The 17,236-nt window shown below is 64.2% G+C and carries 16 protein-coding genes; 7 read left to right on the top strand and 9 right to left on the bottom strand.

Annotated elements, in window-relative coordinates:
• Positions 1-14: 14 nt before the first annotated feature.
• From ACIPZG_RS07955 to ACIPZG_RS07945, 3 genes are all read right to left on the bottom strand, one after another.
• Positions 15-1,220, bottom strand: a complete 1,206-nt coding sequence (locus ACIPZG_RS07955; protein WP_400711951.1) for an MFS transporter — start codon at positions 1,218-1,220, stop codon at positions 15-17.
• A 79-nt stretch (positions 1,221-1,299) separates the two neighbouring features.
• Positions 1,300-1,833: a cytochrome b gene (locus ACIPZG_RS07950; RefSeq protein ID WP_008098174.1), complete on the bottom strand. Its 534-nt coding sequence runs from the start codon at positions 1,831-1,833 to the stop codon at positions 1,300-1,302.
• On the bottom strand, positions 1,830-2,876 hold the full coding sequence (locus ACIPZG_RS07945) for a catalase family peroxidase (RefSeq protein ID WP_400711948.1): 1,047 nt from the start codon (positions 2,874-2,876) through the stop codon (positions 1,830-1,832). The genes ACIPZG_RS07950 and ACIPZG_RS07945 overlap by 4 nt, the downstream gene beginning before the upstream one ends.
• Positions 2,877-3,006: 130 nt before the next feature.
• Between ACIPZG_RS07945 and ACIPZG_RS07940 the strand changes: the two genes are divergently transcribed.
• Positions 3,007-3,528: a sigma-70 family RNA polymerase sigma factor gene (locus tag ACIPZG_RS07940; protein ID WP_400711945.1), complete on the top strand. Its 522-nt coding sequence runs from the start codon at positions 3,007-3,009 to the stop codon at positions 3,526-3,528.
• Positions 3,525-4,277 carry an anti-sigma factor family protein gene (locus ACIPZG_RS07935; RefSeq protein ID WP_400711942.1) on the top strand — a complete coding sequence of 251 codons (753 nt, stop codon included), beginning with the start codon at positions 3,525-3,527 and terminating at the stop codon, positions 4,275-4,277. Before ACIPZG_RS07940 ends, ACIPZG_RS07935 begins: the two co-directional genes overlap by 4 nt.
• Before the next feature lie 106 nt (positions 4,278-4,383).
• Here ACIPZG_RS07935 and xthA read toward each other — a convergent pair whose 3' ends face one another.
• Entirely contained in the window at positions 4,384-5,196 is an 813-nt protein-coding gene (gene xthA, locus ACIPZG_RS07930; RefSeq protein ID WP_400711939.1) for an exodeoxyribonuclease III, read from the bottom strand.
• Between the two features lie 162 nt (positions 5,197-5,358).
• On the opposite strand from xthA, the gene ACIPZG_RS07925 reads away from it, so the two are divergent.
• Genes ACIPZG_RS07925 through ACIPZG_RS07915 form a run of 3 tightly spaced genes read left to right on the top strand, consistent with a single transcriptional unit; the run spans position 5,359 to position 11,473 of the window.
• Positions 5,359-6,009, top strand: a complete 651-nt coding sequence (locus tag ACIPZG_RS07925; protein WP_400711936.1) for a GNAT family N-acetyltransferase — start codon at positions 5,359-5,361, stop codon at positions 6,007-6,009.
• A 50-nt stretch (positions 6,010-6,059) separates the two neighbouring features.
• Positions 6,060-7,802 (top strand): autotransporter assembly complex family protein, encoded by a 1,743-nt coding sequence (locus tag ACIPZG_RS07920; RefSeq protein WP_400712216.1) that lies wholly within the window; start codon positions 6,060-6,062, stop codon positions 7,800-7,802.
• Positions 7,799-11,473 carry a translocation/assembly module TamB domain-containing protein gene (locus tag ACIPZG_RS07915; RefSeq protein ID WP_400711933.1) on the top strand — a complete coding sequence of 1,225 codons (3,675 nt, stop codon included), beginning with the start codon at positions 7,799-7,801 and terminating at the stop codon, positions 11,471-11,473. The genes ACIPZG_RS07920 and ACIPZG_RS07915 overlap by 4 nt, the downstream gene beginning before the upstream one ends.
• A 9-nt stretch (positions 11,474-11,482) precedes the next feature.
• Here ACIPZG_RS07915 and ACIPZG_RS07910 read toward each other — a convergent pair whose 3' ends face one another.
• From ACIPZG_RS07910 to ACIPZG_RS07895, 4 genes are all read right to left on the bottom strand, one after another.
• A complete protein-coding gene (locus ACIPZG_RS07910; RefSeq protein ID WP_400711930.1) occupies positions 11,483-12,037 on the bottom strand; it encodes a DUF2589 domain-containing protein in 555 nt (184 codons plus the stop codon).
• Between the two features lie 72 nt (positions 12,038-12,109).
• Positions 12,110-12,772 carry a DUF2589 domain-containing protein gene (locus ACIPZG_RS07905; RefSeq protein WP_400711927.1) on the bottom strand — a complete coding sequence of 221 codons (663 nt, stop codon included), beginning with the start codon at positions 12,770-12,772 and terminating at the stop codon, positions 12,110-12,112.
• Between the two features lie 62 nt (positions 12,773-12,834).
• Entirely contained in the window at positions 12,835-13,215 is a 381-nt protein-coding gene (locus ACIPZG_RS07900; RefSeq protein WP_400711924.1) for a transcriptional regulator, read from the bottom strand.
• Between the two features lie 281 nt (positions 13,216-13,496).
• Complete coding sequence (locus ACIPZG_RS07895) at positions 13,497-13,955, bottom strand: hypothetical protein (protein WP_400711921.1); 459 nt, start codon at positions 13,953-13,955, stop codon at positions 13,497-13,499.
• Between the two features lie 151 nt (positions 13,956-14,106).
• Between ACIPZG_RS07895 and ACIPZG_RS07890 the strand changes: the two genes are divergently transcribed.
• Complete coding sequence (locus tag ACIPZG_RS07890; RefSeq protein ID WP_008093684.1) at positions 14,107-14,295, top strand: hypothetical protein; 189 nt, start codon at positions 14,107-14,109, stop codon at positions 14,293-14,295.
• 36 nt (positions 14,296-14,331) lie between these two features.
• On the opposite strand, the gene ACIPZG_RS07885 is transcribed toward ACIPZG_RS07890, so the two are convergent.
• Positions 14,332-14,706: a hypothetical protein gene (locus tag ACIPZG_RS07885; RefSeq protein WP_008093687.1), complete on the bottom strand. Its 375-nt coding sequence runs from the start codon at positions 14,704-14,706 to the stop codon at positions 14,332-14,334.
• Positions 14,707-14,902: 196 nt separating this feature from the next.
• On the opposite strand from ACIPZG_RS07885, the gene ACIPZG_RS07880 reads away from it, so the two are divergent.
• Complete coding sequence (locus ACIPZG_RS07880; protein WP_400711918.1) at positions 14,903-17,221, top strand: acylase; 2,319 nt, start codon at positions 14,903-14,905, stop codon at positions 17,219-17,221.
• Positions 17,222-17,236: the final 15 nt, after the last annotated feature.

Below are 17,236 nucleotides of genomic sequence, written 5' to 3'. Positions count from 1 at the left end.
GCGCGCTGTGCTTGTCAGGCCCGGTGCTCGCGCGGCATCGGCCATAGCCCGACCAGCAGCAACAACAGGGCCACGGCAAGGAAGGGCAGGCGTGGGTCGAGGGCATAGACCAGTGTTCCGGCCAGCGGCCCGATCACTGCCCCCATACCTTGTGCCGCGCCGATGGAACCGGCGGTCGAGCCCTGTTCCGAGGCCTGCATGGCATTGGCCGCCAGTGCCGAGAAGGCCGGGAACACGAAGCCCATGCCCGCGGCAGCAATGAAGTAGCACCCCCACAGCCACGGCGCGGTGGTGGCCAACGCGCCCGCCGCGAAGCCCAGCGCCGAGACACTGGCGCCGACGCGGATCATTTTCAGCGGTGGCCACTGCAACTGGCGCAGGATGACCTGGGCCAGGATCAGCGCCACGCCGACGGTGGTCAGTGCTATACCCGCGGTTTGCGCGGCCTCTGCCGGACCTAGGTGCAACCGGTCGAGGGCGAAGAAACCTACGATGATCTGCGAAACCGTGACGCTCAGCATCGCGCTGAAGGCCACCAGCAGCGGCCGACGCAGGCGCGGGTCGGTCAACCGCACCGGGCTGGGTGCATGGCTGTGGGCCAAGGGTTGCGGTTTGAGCTTGAACAGCAGCACCAGGAACGCACCGGCCGGCAGCAATGACATCACATGGATCGGCAGGCTCAGGCTGTGCTCGGCCAGCAATGCCGCAAGTGCAGGCCCCAGTACCAGGCCGATGGCACTGGCCGCGCCCAGTGAGGCCATGGCTCGGGCACGTCGCTGCGGTTCGACATGGTCAGCGATCAGGGCGTTGCAGGCCACCGGGATGGCGGCGTAGAAAGCGCCGATGGCGCCCCGGGCGAGCATCAGGCCGACAAATGCCACGGCTGCTGACGGCAGCCAGCGCAAAGCACCTTCGATGAACAGGCACAGCAGCCAATAGGCGAGGGTGAAGCCGGCACTGCCCAGCAGCAGGATACGCCGCCGGCCAAGGCGGTCGGCGGCGCGACCCCAGCGGCGGGCCAGCAGTACCCAGACGACCCCGGCCACGGTCACCGCCGCGCCGGCTTGCCAGGTGGCCATGCCGAGCAGACGGGCGATGGGGCCGATCAGGGCGACGAACGCCATCATCGACATGGTGCACGCCATGGTCACCAGCAACAGCGGTCGCAAGTCCAGGGTGGTGGCGGGAATGAGGGTGGCAGAGTCCTTTGCGGCATTCATGGGGCTGTCCAGGGCAGTTCGACAGGCAAGAGTAATGAGAATGCTTGCCGGGTGTCGAGCCTGCCTGGGCAGCCTGCCATCATTCGCTGCGGCGCAACGGGCCCGGCCACATGCTGCGCAGCACGCCGTCGCGGCGTACCAGGGCATGCATCAGTGCGGCCCCCAGGTGCACCACCACGGTGGCGAACAACAGGTAGCCGGCCCAGCCGTGGGCCTGGCGCAGCACCGCATACAGCTGCAGGTCGTGCGGGGCGATGGCCGGTAGCTGCAAGGGGCGCGGGTAGCCGCCTGCCGACAACATGGCCCAGCCAAGCAGTGGCATGGCCAGCATCAAGCCGTACAGCAGCAGATGCGAGGCGCCTGCGGCGAAGCGTTGCAGGGACGGCAAGTCTTGGGGCAGCGGGGGATGGGGCAGGGTCAGGCGCAGGCCGATGCGCACCACGACCAGCAGCAGAAGCGCCAGACCCGTGGCCTTGTGCAGCTCGACCAGCAGGGGGTGGCGTGGCGACAGGTCGGCCACCATGCTCACGCCAATGAACAGCATGGCAATGATCAGGATCGCCATCAGCCAGTGCAGCAGACGGTGCAGCGGGTGGAAAGCGTGCGGATTCATGGCTTGGCTCCTGTGCCGAGCGATTCGCGGCTACGGCGGTTGAACGATTCCGAATAGGCAGCCGAGCGGGCGGCGAGGATCGGGTCGGCGGAAGGTTCGATGCCGGCGGGCAGGATCAATGGGTCGAAGTTCAGGTCACGGCAGGCGCCTTGTTCAGGGCCATCGACCTGTTCGATCACCAGGGTTCCGGCGTCGACGCTGCGTCGTTCTGATGGCCATGGGCGTGCCGGGTCGTCCACTGCATCGCCGGGCTCGGCCAGGACCAGGCGCAGGGTCCAGCGCAGGGGGCCTTGGGCCAGGCGCTGCTGCAGGTCATGTTGCAAGAACTGCTTGTCGTCGACCTGGCCAGGCAAGGGCGAGAAGCGCGTCTGCGGCTCCAGCTGCCAGCGCACCGGGTGGGCGGCGCCGCCGGCATCGATCAGGCGGAAGGCATTGATGCTGTGGTACTGGGTGCTGGCAAAGCTGTCGCTGGGCTTGTAGCTTGCGGCCCATTGGCGGAAGGCCGCGCTTTCAGGGTGGGCGGCAAAGAACGCCTGCATCTTCGCCGGGTCCGGTTTACCGGTGGCGGGGACCGGCGCACCGGCCAGCACCTGGTCATAGAAACCTTGCGGGTTGCTGACGGCCAGCACCGGCGGGTTGTTCATCCCGGTGCGCCAGACTTGGCCGTCGTCGGTGCTCAGCTGGATCGCCAGGCTGCGCACTGGCACGCCGGTATCAGGTGCGAACGGGTTGGCGCCGCCAATGGCGAAGCGGCCGATCACCGGCACGCGGGCTTGGCTGAAGGCGCGGGCGGTCGACAATGTGGCGGCCTGACCCGAGGGCTGGAAGTAGCCGCTGACGCACAGCCCCTTGGCGTGGTTCTTGCGATAGCCGGCGTAGTGGCCGGCTTGGGCCTCGAAGGTGTCGATGATGCGCTGGGGGGTTAGTCGGGGCCCGCCGATCCAGCCGGCGGCGTAGGCGAAGCCGGCGCCCAGGGCCAGCATCACGGCGCCGATGCCGGCCAGGCGCAGGGCCTTGGCGGGGCCGTGCAAAGGTGAGTTCATGATGAAATTCCAGTTCAGTGAAGGTGCCAGTACGACGGGGCAGGGGAATACTTATTCCCTCGCGGGGAATAAATTTTGTTGCCAGGCGTCTGCCCCATACACTGACAACCCCAAAGGCCGGTAACTTGCCATGCACGACCTGGACGAACAGCAGTGGCGCGAACTGCTGCAGCGCTTGCGCCGCTTTGCCTTGTGGCTGACCCGTGAGACTGGCAGCGCCGACGACCTGGTCCAGGCCACCGTCGAACGCGCTTTGAGCCGGCGTGACCAGCAACGTGACGAGGAGGCATTGCGGGCCTGGTTGTTCACCATCCTTTACCGCTTGTTTCTCGACGGCAAACGCCGTGAGCGCCTGCACGCCCGTTGGTTGTCCTGGTTCGGCCGTGCCGAGCAGGATTGCGAAGCGGTGGGGGGCAATATCGAAAACATCGTCCTGGCCCAGGCCGACCTGCAGGCGTTTGCCCACTTGTCGACTGAACAGCGTGCCCTGCTGCTGTTGGTCAGTATCGAGGGGCTGAGCTACAAGGAGGCTGCCGAGACCTTGAACATTCCCATCGGCACGGTGATGTCGCGCCTGTCCCGCGCCCGTGCCGCCTTGCGCGATCTGACCGAAGGCAATCCCAAGCCTGCGGCCTTTCGGAGACTGAAATGACACGCCTGATACCCAGCGAAGACGAACTGCACGCCTATGTCGACGACCGCCTTGCACCGGCGCGCCGTGCCGAGGTGCAGGCGTGGCTGGCAGCCAATCCACACGAAGCGGCGAGGATCGAGGCCTGGCGCAGCGATGCCCGGCGTTTGCGCGCGGCGCTGGCGGGCTTCGGCGATCAGCCGGGGGGCGCGCAGCTCGATCTGGCTCTGGTGCAGCGGCGCTTGCGCCAGCGTCGGCAGCGGCGTCTGGCGTCGGCTGCGGTTCTGCTGCTGGCCCTTGGTGTGGGCGGGTTGGGTGGCTGGCAGGCGCGGCAGGCGACCTGGGCGGGCAACGAGCTGCCCATGGCCGATGCGGTCCAGGCGCACCGTTTGTTTGCCGGCAGTGAGGCGCTGGATATCCAGGCCAGTGATCCGACACGGTTGCGCGAATGGCTTGGCAGCCATTTCAATCGGGTGGGGCAGTTGCCCGACCTTAGCGGTTATGGTTTTCAACCAGTGGGCGCGAGGTTGCTGAGCAACGAGCAGGGGCCGGCGGCGTTGCTGGTGTTTCAGGATCGCCATGGCCAGCGCATCAGCCTGTTCCTGCGGTCACCGGGCGACCGCTACCGGCGCATGCCGGATGGGCAGCGGGTCGATGGGCAGCTGGAAGCGCGATACTGGTCGCATGGGGCGTACAACTTTGCCCTGGTCAGCGCGGCGGACGATGTGCGCGGGGCGGGAGTGGGGGAGGCGTTGCGGTTGGGTTTGTAGCGGGTGTCGCGAGGTGGCCTGGCGGAAGATATTCAGTGTTCATGAGATCGAGCGCCGCCCGCGCGGCGCTCGATCTCAAGGGCACCCACTACTTAAAGGCAGGCACTTAGCTCAATTCCAGCCAGATCGGCGCATGATCCGAAGGCTTCTCCATCGCGCGCAGCTCATAGTCCACGCCCGCAGCCTTGATCCGTGGCACCAGGTGCTGCGAAGCCATGATCAGGTCGATACGAAGCCCACGCTTGGGCTGATCCTCAAAACCACGGCTGCGATAGTCGAACCAGCTGAAACGGTCGGTCACGTCCGGGTACAAGTGGCGGAAGCTGTCCACCAGGCCCCAGCCCTTGAGACGCTCCATCCATTCGCGTTCCTCGGGCAGGAAGCTGCACTTTCCGGTCTTCAGCCAACGCTTGGCGTTGTCCGCGCCAATGCCAATGTCGCAGTCCTGGGGCGAGATGTTCATGTCCCCCATCACCAGCACTGGCTGGTCTTGCTTGAACTGCCCTTCGAGCAGCGCCTGCAGATCGCTGTAAAAGCGCTGCTTGGCCGGGAACTTGGTGGGGTGGTCACGGCTTTCGCCTTGTGGGAAGTAGCCGTTCATGATGGTGATCGGGTTGCCATCGGCATCGGCGAAAGTGCCCCAGATGAAGCGGCGCTGGGCGTCCTCCTCATCGCTGGCAAAGCCCTTGTACAGAGTCAGCGGCGCCTGGCGCGAGAGCAGGGCGACGCCGTAGTGGCCCTTTTGCCCGTGGTAGTGCACGTGGTAACCCAGCGCCTGGACATCGGCCAAGGGGAACTGATCGTCGCTGACCTTGGTTTCCTGCAGGCCGATCACGTCCGGCTGGTGCTTGTCGATCAGCGCCGCCAGCTGGTGCGGGCGGGCCCGCAGGCCGTTGATGTTGAAACAGACGATCTTCATGGAAAGACGATCCTGGTAAAAGGCCGGATGCTAGCCGACATCGGCCTTGATCTCCAGCATGGCAGCATCGCCAAGGCGCTGCTAACGTGCAGTCAGGGGTGAACGATGCGCACTGCGGCACCTCCAAGGCACTGTATGCCCATTCCAGGAGGACTACTTGCAATGCCCGAAGCCACTGTCGCCCAGGCCCGCATCTGCTCGCTCGATGATGGCTACAGCCGCGAGGCGCGCTCGCTGCTGTACCACGCCTACCGCCACGAACCTACCTTTGCCTATATTTTCGAAGCCCAGCGCCCGGGCTATGAGCGACGCTTGCGGGTGATGGTGCGCGAGTGGGTACGCCAGCACTTCTATCTGCAATTGCCTGCCATCGGCCTGCTGCTGGAAGACCGCTTGATTGCCCTGGCCCTGATCGTGCCGCCGCAACGCAGGTTGGGTGTGGCCGACAGCTGGGCCTGGCGCCTGCGCATGCTGCTGGGCACTGGCCAGCGCTGTACCCGACGCTACATGGACTACCAGGCAGCGCTCGCCAGCTGCCTGCCGACGGGCAAGGTGCATATGCTGCCGCTGCTGGGCGTGCACCCGCAGTTTCGTGGCGGCCACTACGGCGAACAATTGTTGCAGGCTGTGCACGACTGGTGCGCGGAAGACCCTAATACCCAAGGTGTGGTGCTGGACTCTGGCAATGAGCATTACCTGGCCTTCTATGAGCGCCAGGGCTACGAAGAGATAGGCGAGGTTGCCGTGGGGCCGATCCGTGAGCGGGTGTTCTTCCACCCCCATCCGCGATCCTCCATGCCAAGAACTGCATGAGGAGCGGCAGACGGCTCCCTTGAGCAGCTGGCTCTGGTAGCATGCGCGCCATGACGTATTCAGGAAGACTAACCTGGGGCCTGGTTATCTGGGCCGCCAGTTTTGCAGCATGGGGCCAGAGCGAGTTGCTGGTGCAGGTAAAGCCCGCCAACAAGGCGCTCAAGGCCAATGTCGAAGGCTATATCGGCAGCCTGGGAGACCGCGATGAGGAAGCGCTGTTGCGCTTCAGCCGCGGGGCACAGGAGCAGGCGCGCAAGGCCGCGCAGGCACTTGGCTACTATCAGGCGCAGATTGACACCGAGGTCAAGCCGCCGACCAAGGCCGACCAACCGGCAAAGCTCATCATCCACATCGAGCCAGGCGAGCCCGTGCGCTTGCGCAACGTGACCGTGCGTATCGAAGGGCCGGCCAGCGAGATGAAGGCTTTTCGCGTGCCCGACAGCAAAGCCCTGCGCGCGGGCGAACCGCTTAACCATGGCCTGTATGAGGACGCCAAGCGGTTGATCCAGAACCAGGCGTCTCGCTACGGCTTTTTCAGTGGGCGCTTCAGCCGGCAGCGCCTGGCGGTCGACCCGCAGGCCGGGGTGGCCGACATCGAGCTGGTGTACCAGAGCGGCCCGCGGTATCGCCTGGGCGCAGTGGTGTTCAGTGGCGACTCGCCGCTGGATGAGGATTTGCTGCAACGCATGGTTTCATTCAAACCCGGCACGCCGTACGACTCGGAGCTGATCGCCGAACTCAACAACGACCTGCAATCGAGCGGCTATTTCGAAGGTGTGCGGGTCGACGCCGCACCCACCGCTGCAGTGGCTGAAGAAATCCCCGTGGATGTCCGCCTGGATATCCGCAAACCGAGGACCATGGGGCTGGGTCTGGGCTTCTCGACCGACGTCGGTCCGCGCGGCAAGGCTAACTGGACGCGTCACTGGGTCAACCCCCAAGGCCACAGCTACGGCTGGGAAACCGAACTGTCGGCGCCTCGGCAGAACGTCGGCCTGTGGTACGACGTGCCTTTGGACCCGCCACTGACCGACAAGCTGCGGTTCGCCGGTGGCTACCAGAACGAAGAGATCGCCGGCACCGATACCCTCAGTCAGCTGCTGACCGTTGGCCCTGAATGGCACAGCAAGTTGCCCAGCGGCTGGCAGCGGGTCATTTCCCTGAAGTACCAGCACGAAGAATATCGCCTGGGCGATGACTCGGGGCTGAGCACTTTGCTGATGCCGGGCGTGAGCTTCTCGTACCTGCGCAGTGACAACCGCATCGATCCGCACAATGGCTATCGCTTGCAGTTCGACACGCAGGCGGCCAAGGAGGGGGTGGTGTCGGACACCAACCTGCTGCATGGCAATGTCCTGCTCAAAGGCCTGACCACCCTTGGCCATCACCATCGTTTCCTGGGGCGGGTGCAATTCGGTGGCAGCGCAACCAACGGCTACAAGAACAACATCCCGCCGTCACTGCGCTTCTTCGCCGGTGGCGATCAGAGCGTGCGTGGCTACGACTATCAGACGCTGTCGCCGAAAAACAGCGACGGCGACCGCATTGGTGGCCGCTACCTGGTGGCGGGAAGTGTCGAGTACCAGTATTCGCTGACCGAAAAATGGCGGGTGGCAACCTTCGTCGACCAGGGCAATTCGTTCAATACCCTGGAGCTTCCCAGCCTCAAGACCGGTGTCGGCTTCGGCGTGCGTTGGGTTTCGCCGGTTGGGCCGCTGCGACTGGACCTGGCCAAGGCGCTCGATGACGACGGCGGTATTCGCCTGCACTTCTCCATGGGGCCTGAGCTGTGATGCGTGCGTTGAGAATCATTCTGCTGGGCGTGCTCGGCAGTGGACTGCTGGTGGCCCTGGCCCTGAGCGTATTGCTGGGCACCGAAGGTGGCGGCCGCTGGGCGCTCGGGCAGGTGCCGGGCCTTTCGGTAAACGACTTCAAGGGACGCCTGGCTGGCAGTTGGCAAGCCAGCCAGTTGAGCTGGAACGACGCCGGCAACCGTGTCGAGGTGCAAGCGCCGAAGTTGAAGTGGTCGCCCGGCTGCTTGCTGCGGGCCACGCTGTGCATCGAACAGCTGCAGGCCGAACGTATCGACATGGCCTTTGCGCCAAGCGATCAGCCTGCCGAAAGCGGCCCGGTGCAGTTGCCGATGCTACGCCTGCCGGTGGCCATCGAGCTCGGTGAGGTCAAGGTAGGTCAGGTGCGCCTGGACGGCAGCGACCTGCTGGGTGACCTGCACCTGGCGGCGCACTGGACTGCCACCGGGTTGCGTATCGATAGCCTGAATCTGCAGCGCGATGACCTCCAGGTGAGCCTGCAGGGTGACCTGCAGCCTGAGGGCGACTGGCCCTTGCAACTGCAAGGGCAGGTGCAACTCCCCAAGGTGGAGGGGCAGGCCTGGCAACTGGCACTGACCGCCAAGGGTGAGCTGCAGAAAACCCTGGAGCTCGACGCGACCAGCAGCGGCTACCTCGCTGCGCACCTTACCGGCAGCGTGCAGGCGCTGGCCGAACACCTGCCGGCCAAGGTGCAGATCCGCTCCGATGCCTTCAAGCCAACGGCGTCGCTGCCCGACACACTGCAGTTGAATCAACTCAAGCTCGATGCCCAAGGTGACCTGCTCAAGGGCTATCAGCTTGCCGGCAGCGCCAGCCTGCCCGCCGAGCAGGCGCCAATCGCCTTGGCCCTGACCGGCAAAGTCGATGCCAAGGGGGCGAAACTGGATGCCCTGGATCTGACGGCCAGCGACAGCCAGCGCGTCAAGCTGCAAGCCAGTGCCGACTGGCAGAAGGGCCTGGTGGCCGATGCCCAGCTCGACTGGCAGGACTTCCCCTGGCTGCGCCTGTATCCGCTGGAAACCCCACCCCAGGTCACGCTCAAGCGCCTCCATGCCCAGGTGCAGTACCGCGACGGCAATTACCAGGGGGCGTTCAATGGCGACCTCGATGGCCCTGCGGGGGCCTTCAACGTGACCAGCCCGTTCGACGGTGACCTGGGGCAGGTGCGCTTGCCGCAGCTGGCCCTCACGGCGGGCCAGGGCAAGGCCGCCGGCAGTGTCGCAGTGCGCTTTGCCGACGCCCTGGCCTGGGACGTCGACCTGCAGTTGTCGGCGCTCGACCCGGCCTACTGGCTCGCCGAGTTGCCCGGTACCCTGGCTGGCCCGCTGCGCAGCAAAGGTGAGATGAAGGGCGAACAGCTCAGCCTCGATGCGCAGCTCGACCTCAAAGGCCGCCTGCGCGGCCAGCCGGCGTTGCTCAAGGTCGAGGCCCAGGGCGCCGGCAAGGCCTGGACCCTCGGTGCCCTCGCCGTGCAGCTGGGCGACAACCGCATCCATGGCAGCGGCAGCCTGCAACAGCGGCTGGCCGGGCGTGTCGACCTCGACCTGCCGCGCCTGGGGCAGCTGTGGCCCCGGCTGCAAGGGCAGGTGAAAGGCCGGCTGGATGTGGGCGGTACGCTCGATGCACCCCAGGGCAACTTGACCTTGCTGGGCCAGCAACTGGCACAGGCGGAAAACCGTATTCAACGTCTGGACCTTGATGCCCGCCTGGACAGCGTCCAGCGTGGCCTGATCGACCTCAAGGCCAACGGCATCCGCCTGGGTGATACCGTGCTGGGCACCCTGCACGCCAATGCCAAGGGCGATATCCGCCAGCAGGCCCTGACCCTTGCCCTCGATGGCCCGCAGCTGAAGCTCGACCTGGGCCTGGACGGTCAACTGAACAAGGGTGATTGGCGCGGGCGTCTGGCCAGTGGCAGGATCCAGGCCGGTGGCCAGGATTGGCAACTGCAAGCCCCGGCGCGTCTGCAGCGGCTGGCCAGCGGCCAACTGGACTTCGGCGCGCACTGCTGGCGCTCCGGGCAGGCCAGCCTGTGTGGCGAGGATCAGCGCCTGGCGCCGGAGCCGCGCCTGCGTTATCACCTCAAGCAATTCCCGTTGCAAAGCCTTGCACAGTGGTTGCCGAAGGACTTTGCCTGGCAGGGCCTGCTCAATGCCGACGTCAACCTGGACATTCCAGCCAGTGGCCCGAAAGGCATGGTGAGTATCGATGCCAGTGGCGGCACCCTGCGGGTGCGTGACAAAGGGCGCTGGATCGATTTCCCTTACCAGACGCTGCGCGTCGACAGTAGCCTGGCACCGCGCCGTGTCGATACCCGTCTGGCATTCCGTGGCGAGCGTCTGGGCGAGCTTAGCTTGAACACCCGGCTCGACCCGCTGGGCAAGGACAAGCCACTGTCGGGTGATTTCCGTCTGGCTGGCCTGGACCTGTCGATCGCCCGGCCATTCGTGCCGATGGTAGAGCGCCTGGCCGGGCAGTTGAACGGCAGTGGCAGCTTGTCCGGCACGCTGCTGGCACCGCAGGTCAACGGCAACCTGATGCTCAGCGGTGGCGAAGTCAGTGGTGCGCAATTGCCGGTCAGCCTGCAGGACCTGTCGCTGAAGGCCATGATCGCAGGCGAGCAGGTGCATCTCAATGGCGGTTGGCGCAGTGGTGACGCAGGGCGCGGGCAGTTGAACGGCCTACTGACGTGGGGTCAGGCCCTGGGCATGGACCTGCGTCTGCAGGGCCAGCAGTTGCCGGTTACCGTAGAACCTTACGCAACGCTCGAAGTGGCCCCGGATCTCACCCTGCGGCTGATCGACGACAAACTGGCAGTGACGGGCAAGGTGCAGGTGCCCAAGGGCAAGATCACGGTGCGCGAGCTGCCGCCGTCCACCGTCAAGGTGTCGGACGACACGGTCATCGTCGGCCACCAGACCGAGGAGGGCAAGGCGCCGATGGCCATGGCCATGGACGTCGATGTCGAGGTGGGGCGAGACAAGCTGTCCTTCAAGGGCTTCGGCCTGACCGCCAACCTGCTTGGCCACGTGCACATCGGCGACAACATGGACACCCGTGGGGAGCTGAGCCTGGCCGATGGTCGCTACCGGGCTTACGGCCAACGCCTGACCATCCGCCGCGCCCGCTTGTTGTTCGCCGGTCCCATCGACCAGCCGTACCTGGATATCGAAGCCATTCGCCAAGTCGATGATGTGATCGCCGGCATTCGCCTCAGTGGCAGCGCCGAGCAACCCACCACCAAGGTGTTCTCAGAGCCCGCCATGAGCCAGGAGCAGGCCCTGTCCTATCTGGTACTGGGCCGCCCGCTGGGCACTTCGGGTGAGGATAACAACATGCTGGCCGAGGCGGCCTTAGGCCTGGGGCTGGCTGGCAGTGCCGGGATTACCGGCAGCCTGGCGTCGAGCCTGGGAATCGATGATTTCCAGCTGGACACCGAAGGCTCCGGAACCACCACCAGCGTGGTGGCCAGCGGCAACCTGACCGAGAAACTGAGCCTGCGTTATGGGGTAGGGGTGTTCGAGCCGGCCAATACCATCGCCCTGCGCTACAAATTGAGCAAGAAAGTCTACCTGGAAGCGGCCAGCGGCGTGGCAAGCTCGCTGGATATCTTCTACAAGCGGGATTTCTGATGGTCGCGGTCAGCGACGTGTGGCGGCCTCGATGAACTCGTTGGTATCGGCAGGGGGTGGGGAGGGGGTGCGCGTGGGGGTGATCAACTTGGTGTACTCCTCAATGAGGCGGTTGAGCGCCTCGGGCGGCTCGGTGGCGTGGAACTGCATGCGGATCTGAACTTCGTCGGGATCGCGCCCCTCGCCCTGACGGCCGTAAGCGCCGATGGTGACTTTGAAGCTTGCAGCGCTGGCGCTTTCACGCTCGGCCTGCAGCTGCTGGAGCGCCTGCGTGCCATTGACCCGCACCGAAAGATCGACCTGCATGCGCTCAAGCGCAAGGCCCTTGGGCGATACCAGGGCGAACAAGGGCACGCGCATCATATGCTGATCGTCCATGGCCACTTCGACCATCCTGGCTTTCATGGGGGTACCGAGGGCTTGGCTGTCGCAATCGAAAAACTGGTCGAACAGGTTGATGTATTGCTGGGCGATCAGGCTGTTGGCGGCGGCGGCCGCTTCTTGCAGGCCGCGGGTGATATCGCGCAGGTCGATGGCGGTCATTGGGACGGCTGGCTTTTCCAATCAAATGGCTCCTCGCTCAGGCGGCACCCCGCTGTCACCAGCGGAGTGTAGAAGGGCAATTGAACGTTTTTTTTACGGCTGGTCAGGCGTAGCGCCTGGGGTGTCGTCACTTGCCGGAGCAATTTTAAGGCTGTCGTCCGTCGAAATGGCATCCTGGTTTGCGAGCGTCGCGCCTTTCAATACGGTCGGTTTGACGGCGGCATCGGTGAGGAAGTCGATAACGCGCATCATCGCTTCGGGTGGGTCCTGCCGGCGCACGGTGGTGTTGAAGGCGTAGCGGGCACGCGTGTCGGTCTTGCGGGTTTGCGTGGCTTTATGGCTGATGCTGCCTTTGACATCCAGCTTGAATGGTCCCCAACCCAGTGAAGCAGCAAGGTCGCCACTTTTGCTGGTGTCGCTGACATCCTCGGCCATCTGGCTGATGGTCAGTTCGAACTCGACATTGCCTTCTTCGATGGTGATGTTCGGGTGGGTGATGGCCGCTACCAGCGGCACCTTCATGCTTTTGCTGGCGATGCCCTGGTATACGCCCTGTTCGTCGACGATGGTTTCGTCGTAGTCGAACTGGAGGGCGACCGCTTTGCCGTCCTGTATGCAAACCTGCATGAGGAAATCTGCATAAGACTTGCTGGCGGCCACTTGGGCCTGGACCATGGCTTGAAGTGGCCCGGCGATCATCCGATCCATGGGCAAGGCATTGATAACGGAGCCGATGAGACTGCTGTCTATGGACATTACTGGCTTTCTCTTTGTAGGGGTTGTTTCAGGTGTGACGGTCGATGGTCACGGACGGGCGCTCAGCGAGGGCAAGGCTCCTGGCGACGGATATTGCCGATTTGACGAAGGCTCAGGCCGTACTTGTCGGCTAGCAGGCTGCGTGACAAGCCATCGGCACTTTCTTTCTGAATTTGCAGGTTGCGTAGCTGGCGCAGGAAATGATCTGGCTTGGGGATTTCCAGGGCCACCCCGGCAAAACGTTTGATCAGCGCGTCCAGCGCATCGCCTGGCAACAGCTCGGCAAGCTTGCTGCGCTCTCGGTGCTTGGGAATGTACTTGGGCCTGCCGCCGTAGGCGCAGGTCAGCTGATAGGCATTTTCGATACCAATGCATTCGATCAGTGCCTGCAGCGAATGCGGCAGTTGGCTGGTGTCGATGGCGGAGAGATCTGGAAATTCCATGTGAGGCTTCCTCGCGGTGGATGGGGCGCGATTGCTTCGAAGATCCGTAATGGCGGGTCGGTGGTCGCCAGCGGTGAAGTGTCGTTGGCGTGGATTGATTCTCAGTGACCGGTAAAGGCTGTCGCTAGGCGCCAAGTGGTCAGGCGGTTGTAGCCTTGGTGGGCGGGTGTTGAAGGCAGTAAGTTCTTCGTGTGTAGGACATCTCTTCAACGATGCTCTGGAAGCCTTGAACCCTCGTGAGCTGACCTTTCCTGCAGCCAGATGGGTGCCTGAACCTCCAGTTAGTCGCAGGGGTAACTGCTCAGCAGGCGTGCGCTACCGAGGTAGGCCTGCGGATGGTCGACCATGCTTTGCGGCAGCGTGCGCCAGTCGACCTCCAGACAAAGGGCATTGAGCGTGTGTTGATCGAGCATGCCGATGACCTGGCCAGGGAATTGACGTCGATAGCGCGCAACGCTTTTGCCCAAGGCCTTGACCTGATCGGCCTGGGCCAAAGTCTGCTCGGCCAGCGCCGGCAGCCGAAGCTGCTCGAGGGTGAAGTGCGGCCGCTGCGCCTGCGCATGCAGGTAGCCAGCCGTACGGGTTCGCTGCCACAGCTGCTGCCATTGGCTGGTACCAGCGCTGGCCGCCAGTTGGTTACCCAGCTGGAGCAGTTGCTCGGGCGTAACCTGTTCGGTGTCGAGGGCGTGGGTGGGCAGGGCAGGAAGCAGCAGTAGAGTGAACAGGGCCTGTTTGAGCATGATGGCTCCAGCATGGGTTCGGGAAAACCAATGCTTTCAGCTCGGCTGTGCCACGCTAAGCAGGAAATGCAGCGCCGGTGGGCAAGGGCGTTGTATCATTGCGGCCGCTCGTTGCGAGCCATTTTGATTCTGATGTTGCAAGGACCTTTCAATGACACACGTGCAGCGCCTCAAATATTCACTCCTGATCATCCTGGTGGTGCTGGGCCTCATGCTGGGCCTATCCCATCTGCAGAAAGAGGGCACGATCAGTGAACAGACCTTCCAGATGCTGGCCATCGCCATTGCCGTGGTCGTGGTCGTGATCAACGGGATCATGCGGCGCAAGGTCAAGCCCTGACCTGTGCCGGCCGGCAAGCGCTGGCCGGCCATGGCCTCAGCGCGTGCAGGGCTGTTCCAGCATGGCGCGTGCCTGAGGGTCCAGGCTGTAGCACTTGTCGCTGCCAAGGCTTATCACGCCTTCTGCGCAAAGGCGTTTAAGTACCTCGCGCACGCTCAGGAACGACAGCGGGATGTCCAAAAGCTCCAGCTGTGCGTGCACCCCACGCACGCCAATGCTGCGGCCCGAGCGACCGGCATTGTGCAGGGCATCGATGACCTTCAGGCGGATCAGGCTGGTACGCAGGCCATAGGCACGCAGCAATTCGCGAATCTGCTCGTTGCCGACGCGCTCCTCCCCACAGGCCTCCTTGCCTTGGGTCGCCTTGGCCGGTGCACGCTCGGTGAGCATCGAGGGTTGCGGGTTGTACATGTGAATGCTCCTTTTCATGGACTGTCCCGAAATGTGGGTGCCTCACTTACTAGGACGAATGAGATCGGCAAATCTGCAGCCTTTGCGAAAAAAAGATGCATGACCGATTTCCATAAAGACGATCGTCCTGCCCACTGCGCGTAAAATTTTCATCCTGCCATTCGTCTGATCGGAAATGACCCCCTGAATCCGAGGAATGCCCGTGTTGTCAATTTCGCGTCCCTTGACCTGTGCAGGCCTGGCGGCTGCCTTGGTCATCTCCAGTTTTGCCGTGCAGGCGCGGGAATCCAGCGCCGATGCCAGCGCACAGATCCGCCGCACCAGTTTCGGGGTGCCACATATCCTGGCCAAGGATGAGCGCGGCCTGGGTTACGGAATCGGCTATGCCTATGCCCAGGACAACCTGTGCCTGCTGGCCAACGAGGTGTTGACGGTCAATGGTGAGCGTTCGCGCTATTTCGGTGCCCAGGGCAAAACCTTCGAGCAGCGTGACAACCTTGCCAGCGACCTGTTCTTCACCTGGCTCAATACACCCACTGCAGTGAACGCGTTCCTCCAGGCCCAGCCAGCGTCGGTGCGTGACCTGCTGGAAGGTTACGCCAGCGGCTTCAACCGGGCCCTGGGCGAGCGTCGCAGTCAGGGGTTACCTGCCGAATGCGGGACGGGCGAATGGCTGCGACCGATCACCAGCCTGGACCTGGTGAAATTGACGCGTCGCTTACTGTCCGAGGGCGGTGTCGGCCAGTTCGCCGAGGCCTTGGCCGCCGCGCAGCCACCGCAGCTGGCCAGCCAGCAGGTAGCGCCTGGTTTCGGTGCGGCGCTGGCCCAACAGCAGCGCTTTGCCTCGGAGCGGGGCAGCAACGCCGTTGCAGTAGGCGCCCAACGTTCGGCCAATGGCCGGGGCCTGCTGCTGGCCAACCCGCATTTCCCGTGGATGGGCGGGATGCGTTTCTACCAGATGCAGCTGACCATCCCCGGCCAGCTGGATGTGATGGGTGCTGCATTGCCTGGCTTGCCGATGATCAACATCGGTTTCAACCGGCACCTGGCCTGGACTCATACCGTCGACACTTCCAAGCATTTCACCCTCTACCGCCTGCAACTGGACCCGAAGGATCCGACCCGTTACCTGCTCGATGGCCAGTCGTTGCCACTGACCCAGCAAGCCGTGAGTGTCACCGTAAAGGCCGCTGACGGTACCTTGAGCCAGGTGCAGCGCCAGATCTACAGCTCGAAATTCGGGCCGGTGGTGCAGTGGCCCGGGCGCCTGGACTGGGATACCCAGGCCGCCTACAGCTTGCGCGACGCCAACCTGGACAACACCCGCGTGCTGCAGCAGTGGTACCGCATCAACCGGGCCGACGGCCTCGATGCCTTGAAGGGCTCGATCGAGCAGTTGCAAGGCATTCCATGGGTCAACACCCTGGCCGTGGATGCGGGTGGCCGGGCGTTGTACCTCAACCAGTCGGTGGTGCCGTATGTCGATCAGCAACTGTTGAGCCAATGCAGCAACCCTGACGCGCAGGGCCCCTTGGTGGTGCTGGACGGGTCGCGCAGCGCTTGTCAGTGGAAGGTCGATGCGCAGGCCGCGCAGCCGGGCATCTTCCCTGCACACCTGCTGCCGCAGCTGGAGCGCAGTGACTTCGTGCAGAACTCCAACGACCCCGCCTGGATGGCCAACCCGGCCCAGCCGTTGACCGGTTATTCCCCATTGATCAGCCGCAACGACCAGCCACTGGGCATGCGCGGGCGCTTCGCCCTGCAGCGCCTGCAGGGTAACGCCAGGATTGGTGTCGATGACCTGCAGCGGATGGTGCTCGATGACGAAGTCTACGTGGCAAGCCTGGTGCTGCCGGACCTGCTGCAGTGGTGCAAAGGCGCCGAGGCGGATGTGCAAGCGGTGTGCGCAAGCCTTGCCACCTGGAAGGGCAAGGCTGACCTGAACAGCGGCATTGGCCTGGTGCATTTCAGCAACATCGTCGAGGCGCTGGCCAAGCAACCGCAAAGCTGGCGGGTCGCCTTCGACCCGGCAGACCCGCAGCACACGCCACGCGGCCTGGCGGTGGAACAGGCAGCCGTCGCCAAGCTGCTCCACGAAGCAGCACTGGCTTCGCTGCAGCAGGTGGCGAAATCCGGTGTGGAGCAGGGCAGCCAGTGGGGGCAGATCCAGCAGGCGGCCGATGGCACGCCGGTGCCGGGCGGTCCGCAGGGGTTGGGGGTGTACAACGCGATCTTCAGCGTGCCGCATGGGCCGGGCAAGCGTCTGGTGGTGAGTGGCACCAGCTACCTGCAGCTGGTCAGCTTCACCGATGAGGGGCCACAGGCGCGTGGCTTGCTGGCGTTCTCGCAATCCAGCGAGGCGGGTTCGGCGCATGCAAGCGACCAGACCAAGGCGTTTTCCGCCAAGCAACTGGCGCCGATGCCGTTCACTGAAGCGCAGATAAAAGCTGATCCTGAGTACCGGCAATATGTGATCAGCGAGCGGGACAAGGGGGCGGTGGCGAGCCGGCCTTAAGCTATATGCCTGTAC

This window comes from Pseudomonas sp. NPDC089395, assembly GCF_044749525.1.
Classification (GTDB): Bacteria; Pseudomonadota; Gammaproteobacteria; order Pseudomonadales; family Pseudomonadaceae; genus Aquipseudomonas.
The sequence above is the reverse complement of the archived record's forward strand: the minus strand, read 5'-3'. Positions and strand labels throughout refer to the sequence as shown.

Bases quoted from the DNA above. Each gene is read 5' to 3' on its own strand.
- ACIPZG_RS07905 (WP_400711927.1), bottom strand. From the start codon at position 12,772: ATGTCCATAGACAGCAGTCTCATCGGCTCCGTTATCAATGCCTTGCCC.
- ACIPZG_RS07890 (WP_008093684.1), top strand. From the start codon at position 14,107: ATGACACACGTGCAGCGCCTCAAATATTCACTCCTGATCATCCTGGTG.
- ACIPZG_RS07940 (WP_400711945.1), top strand. From the start codon at position 3,007: ATGCACGACCTGGACGAACAGCAGTGGCGCGAACTGCTGCAGCGCTTG.
- ACIPZG_RS07925 (WP_400711936.1), top strand. From the start codon at position 5,359: ATGCCCGAAGCCACTGTCGCCCAGGCCCGCATCTGCTCGCTCGATGAT.
- ACIPZG_RS07900 (WP_400711924.1), bottom strand. From the start codon at position 13,215: ATGGAATTTCCAGATCTCTCCGCCATCGACACCAGCCAACTGCCGCAT.
- ACIPZG_RS07955 (WP_400711951.1), bottom strand. From the start codon at position 1,220: ATGAATGCCGCAAAGGACTCTGCCACCCTCATTCCCGCCACCACCCTG.
- ACIPZG_RS07950 (WP_008098174.1), bottom strand. From the start codon at position 1,833: ATGAATCCGCACGCTTTCCACCCGCTGCACCGTCTGCTGCACTGGCTG.
- ACIPZG_RS07880 (WP_400711918.1), top strand. From the start codon at position 14,903: ATGCCCGTGTTGTCAATTTCGCGTCCCTTGACCTGTGCAGGCCTGGCG.
- xthA (WP_400711939.1), bottom strand. From the start codon at position 5,196: ATGAAGATCGTCTGTTTCAACATCAACGGCCTGCGGGCCCGCCCGCAC.
- ACIPZG_RS07935 (WP_400711942.1), top strand. From the start codon at position 3,525: ATGACACGCCTGATACCCAGCGAAGACGAACTGCACGCCTATGTCGAC.
- ACIPZG_RS07895 (WP_400711921.1), bottom strand. From the start codon at position 13,955: ATGCTCAAACAGGCCCTGTTCACTCTACTGCTGCTTCCTGCCCTGCCC.
- ACIPZG_RS07945 (WP_400711948.1), bottom strand. From the start codon at position 2,876: ATGAACTCACCTTTGCACGGCCCCGCCAAGGCCCTGCGCCTGGCCGGC.
- ACIPZG_RS07920 (WP_400712216.1), top strand. From the start codon at position 6,060: ATGACGTATTCAGGAAGACTAACCTGGGGCCTGGTTATCTGGGCCGCC.
- ACIPZG_RS07885 (WP_008093687.1), bottom strand. From the start codon at position 14,706: ATGTACAACCCGCAACCCTCGATGCTCACCGAGCGTGCACCGGCCAAG.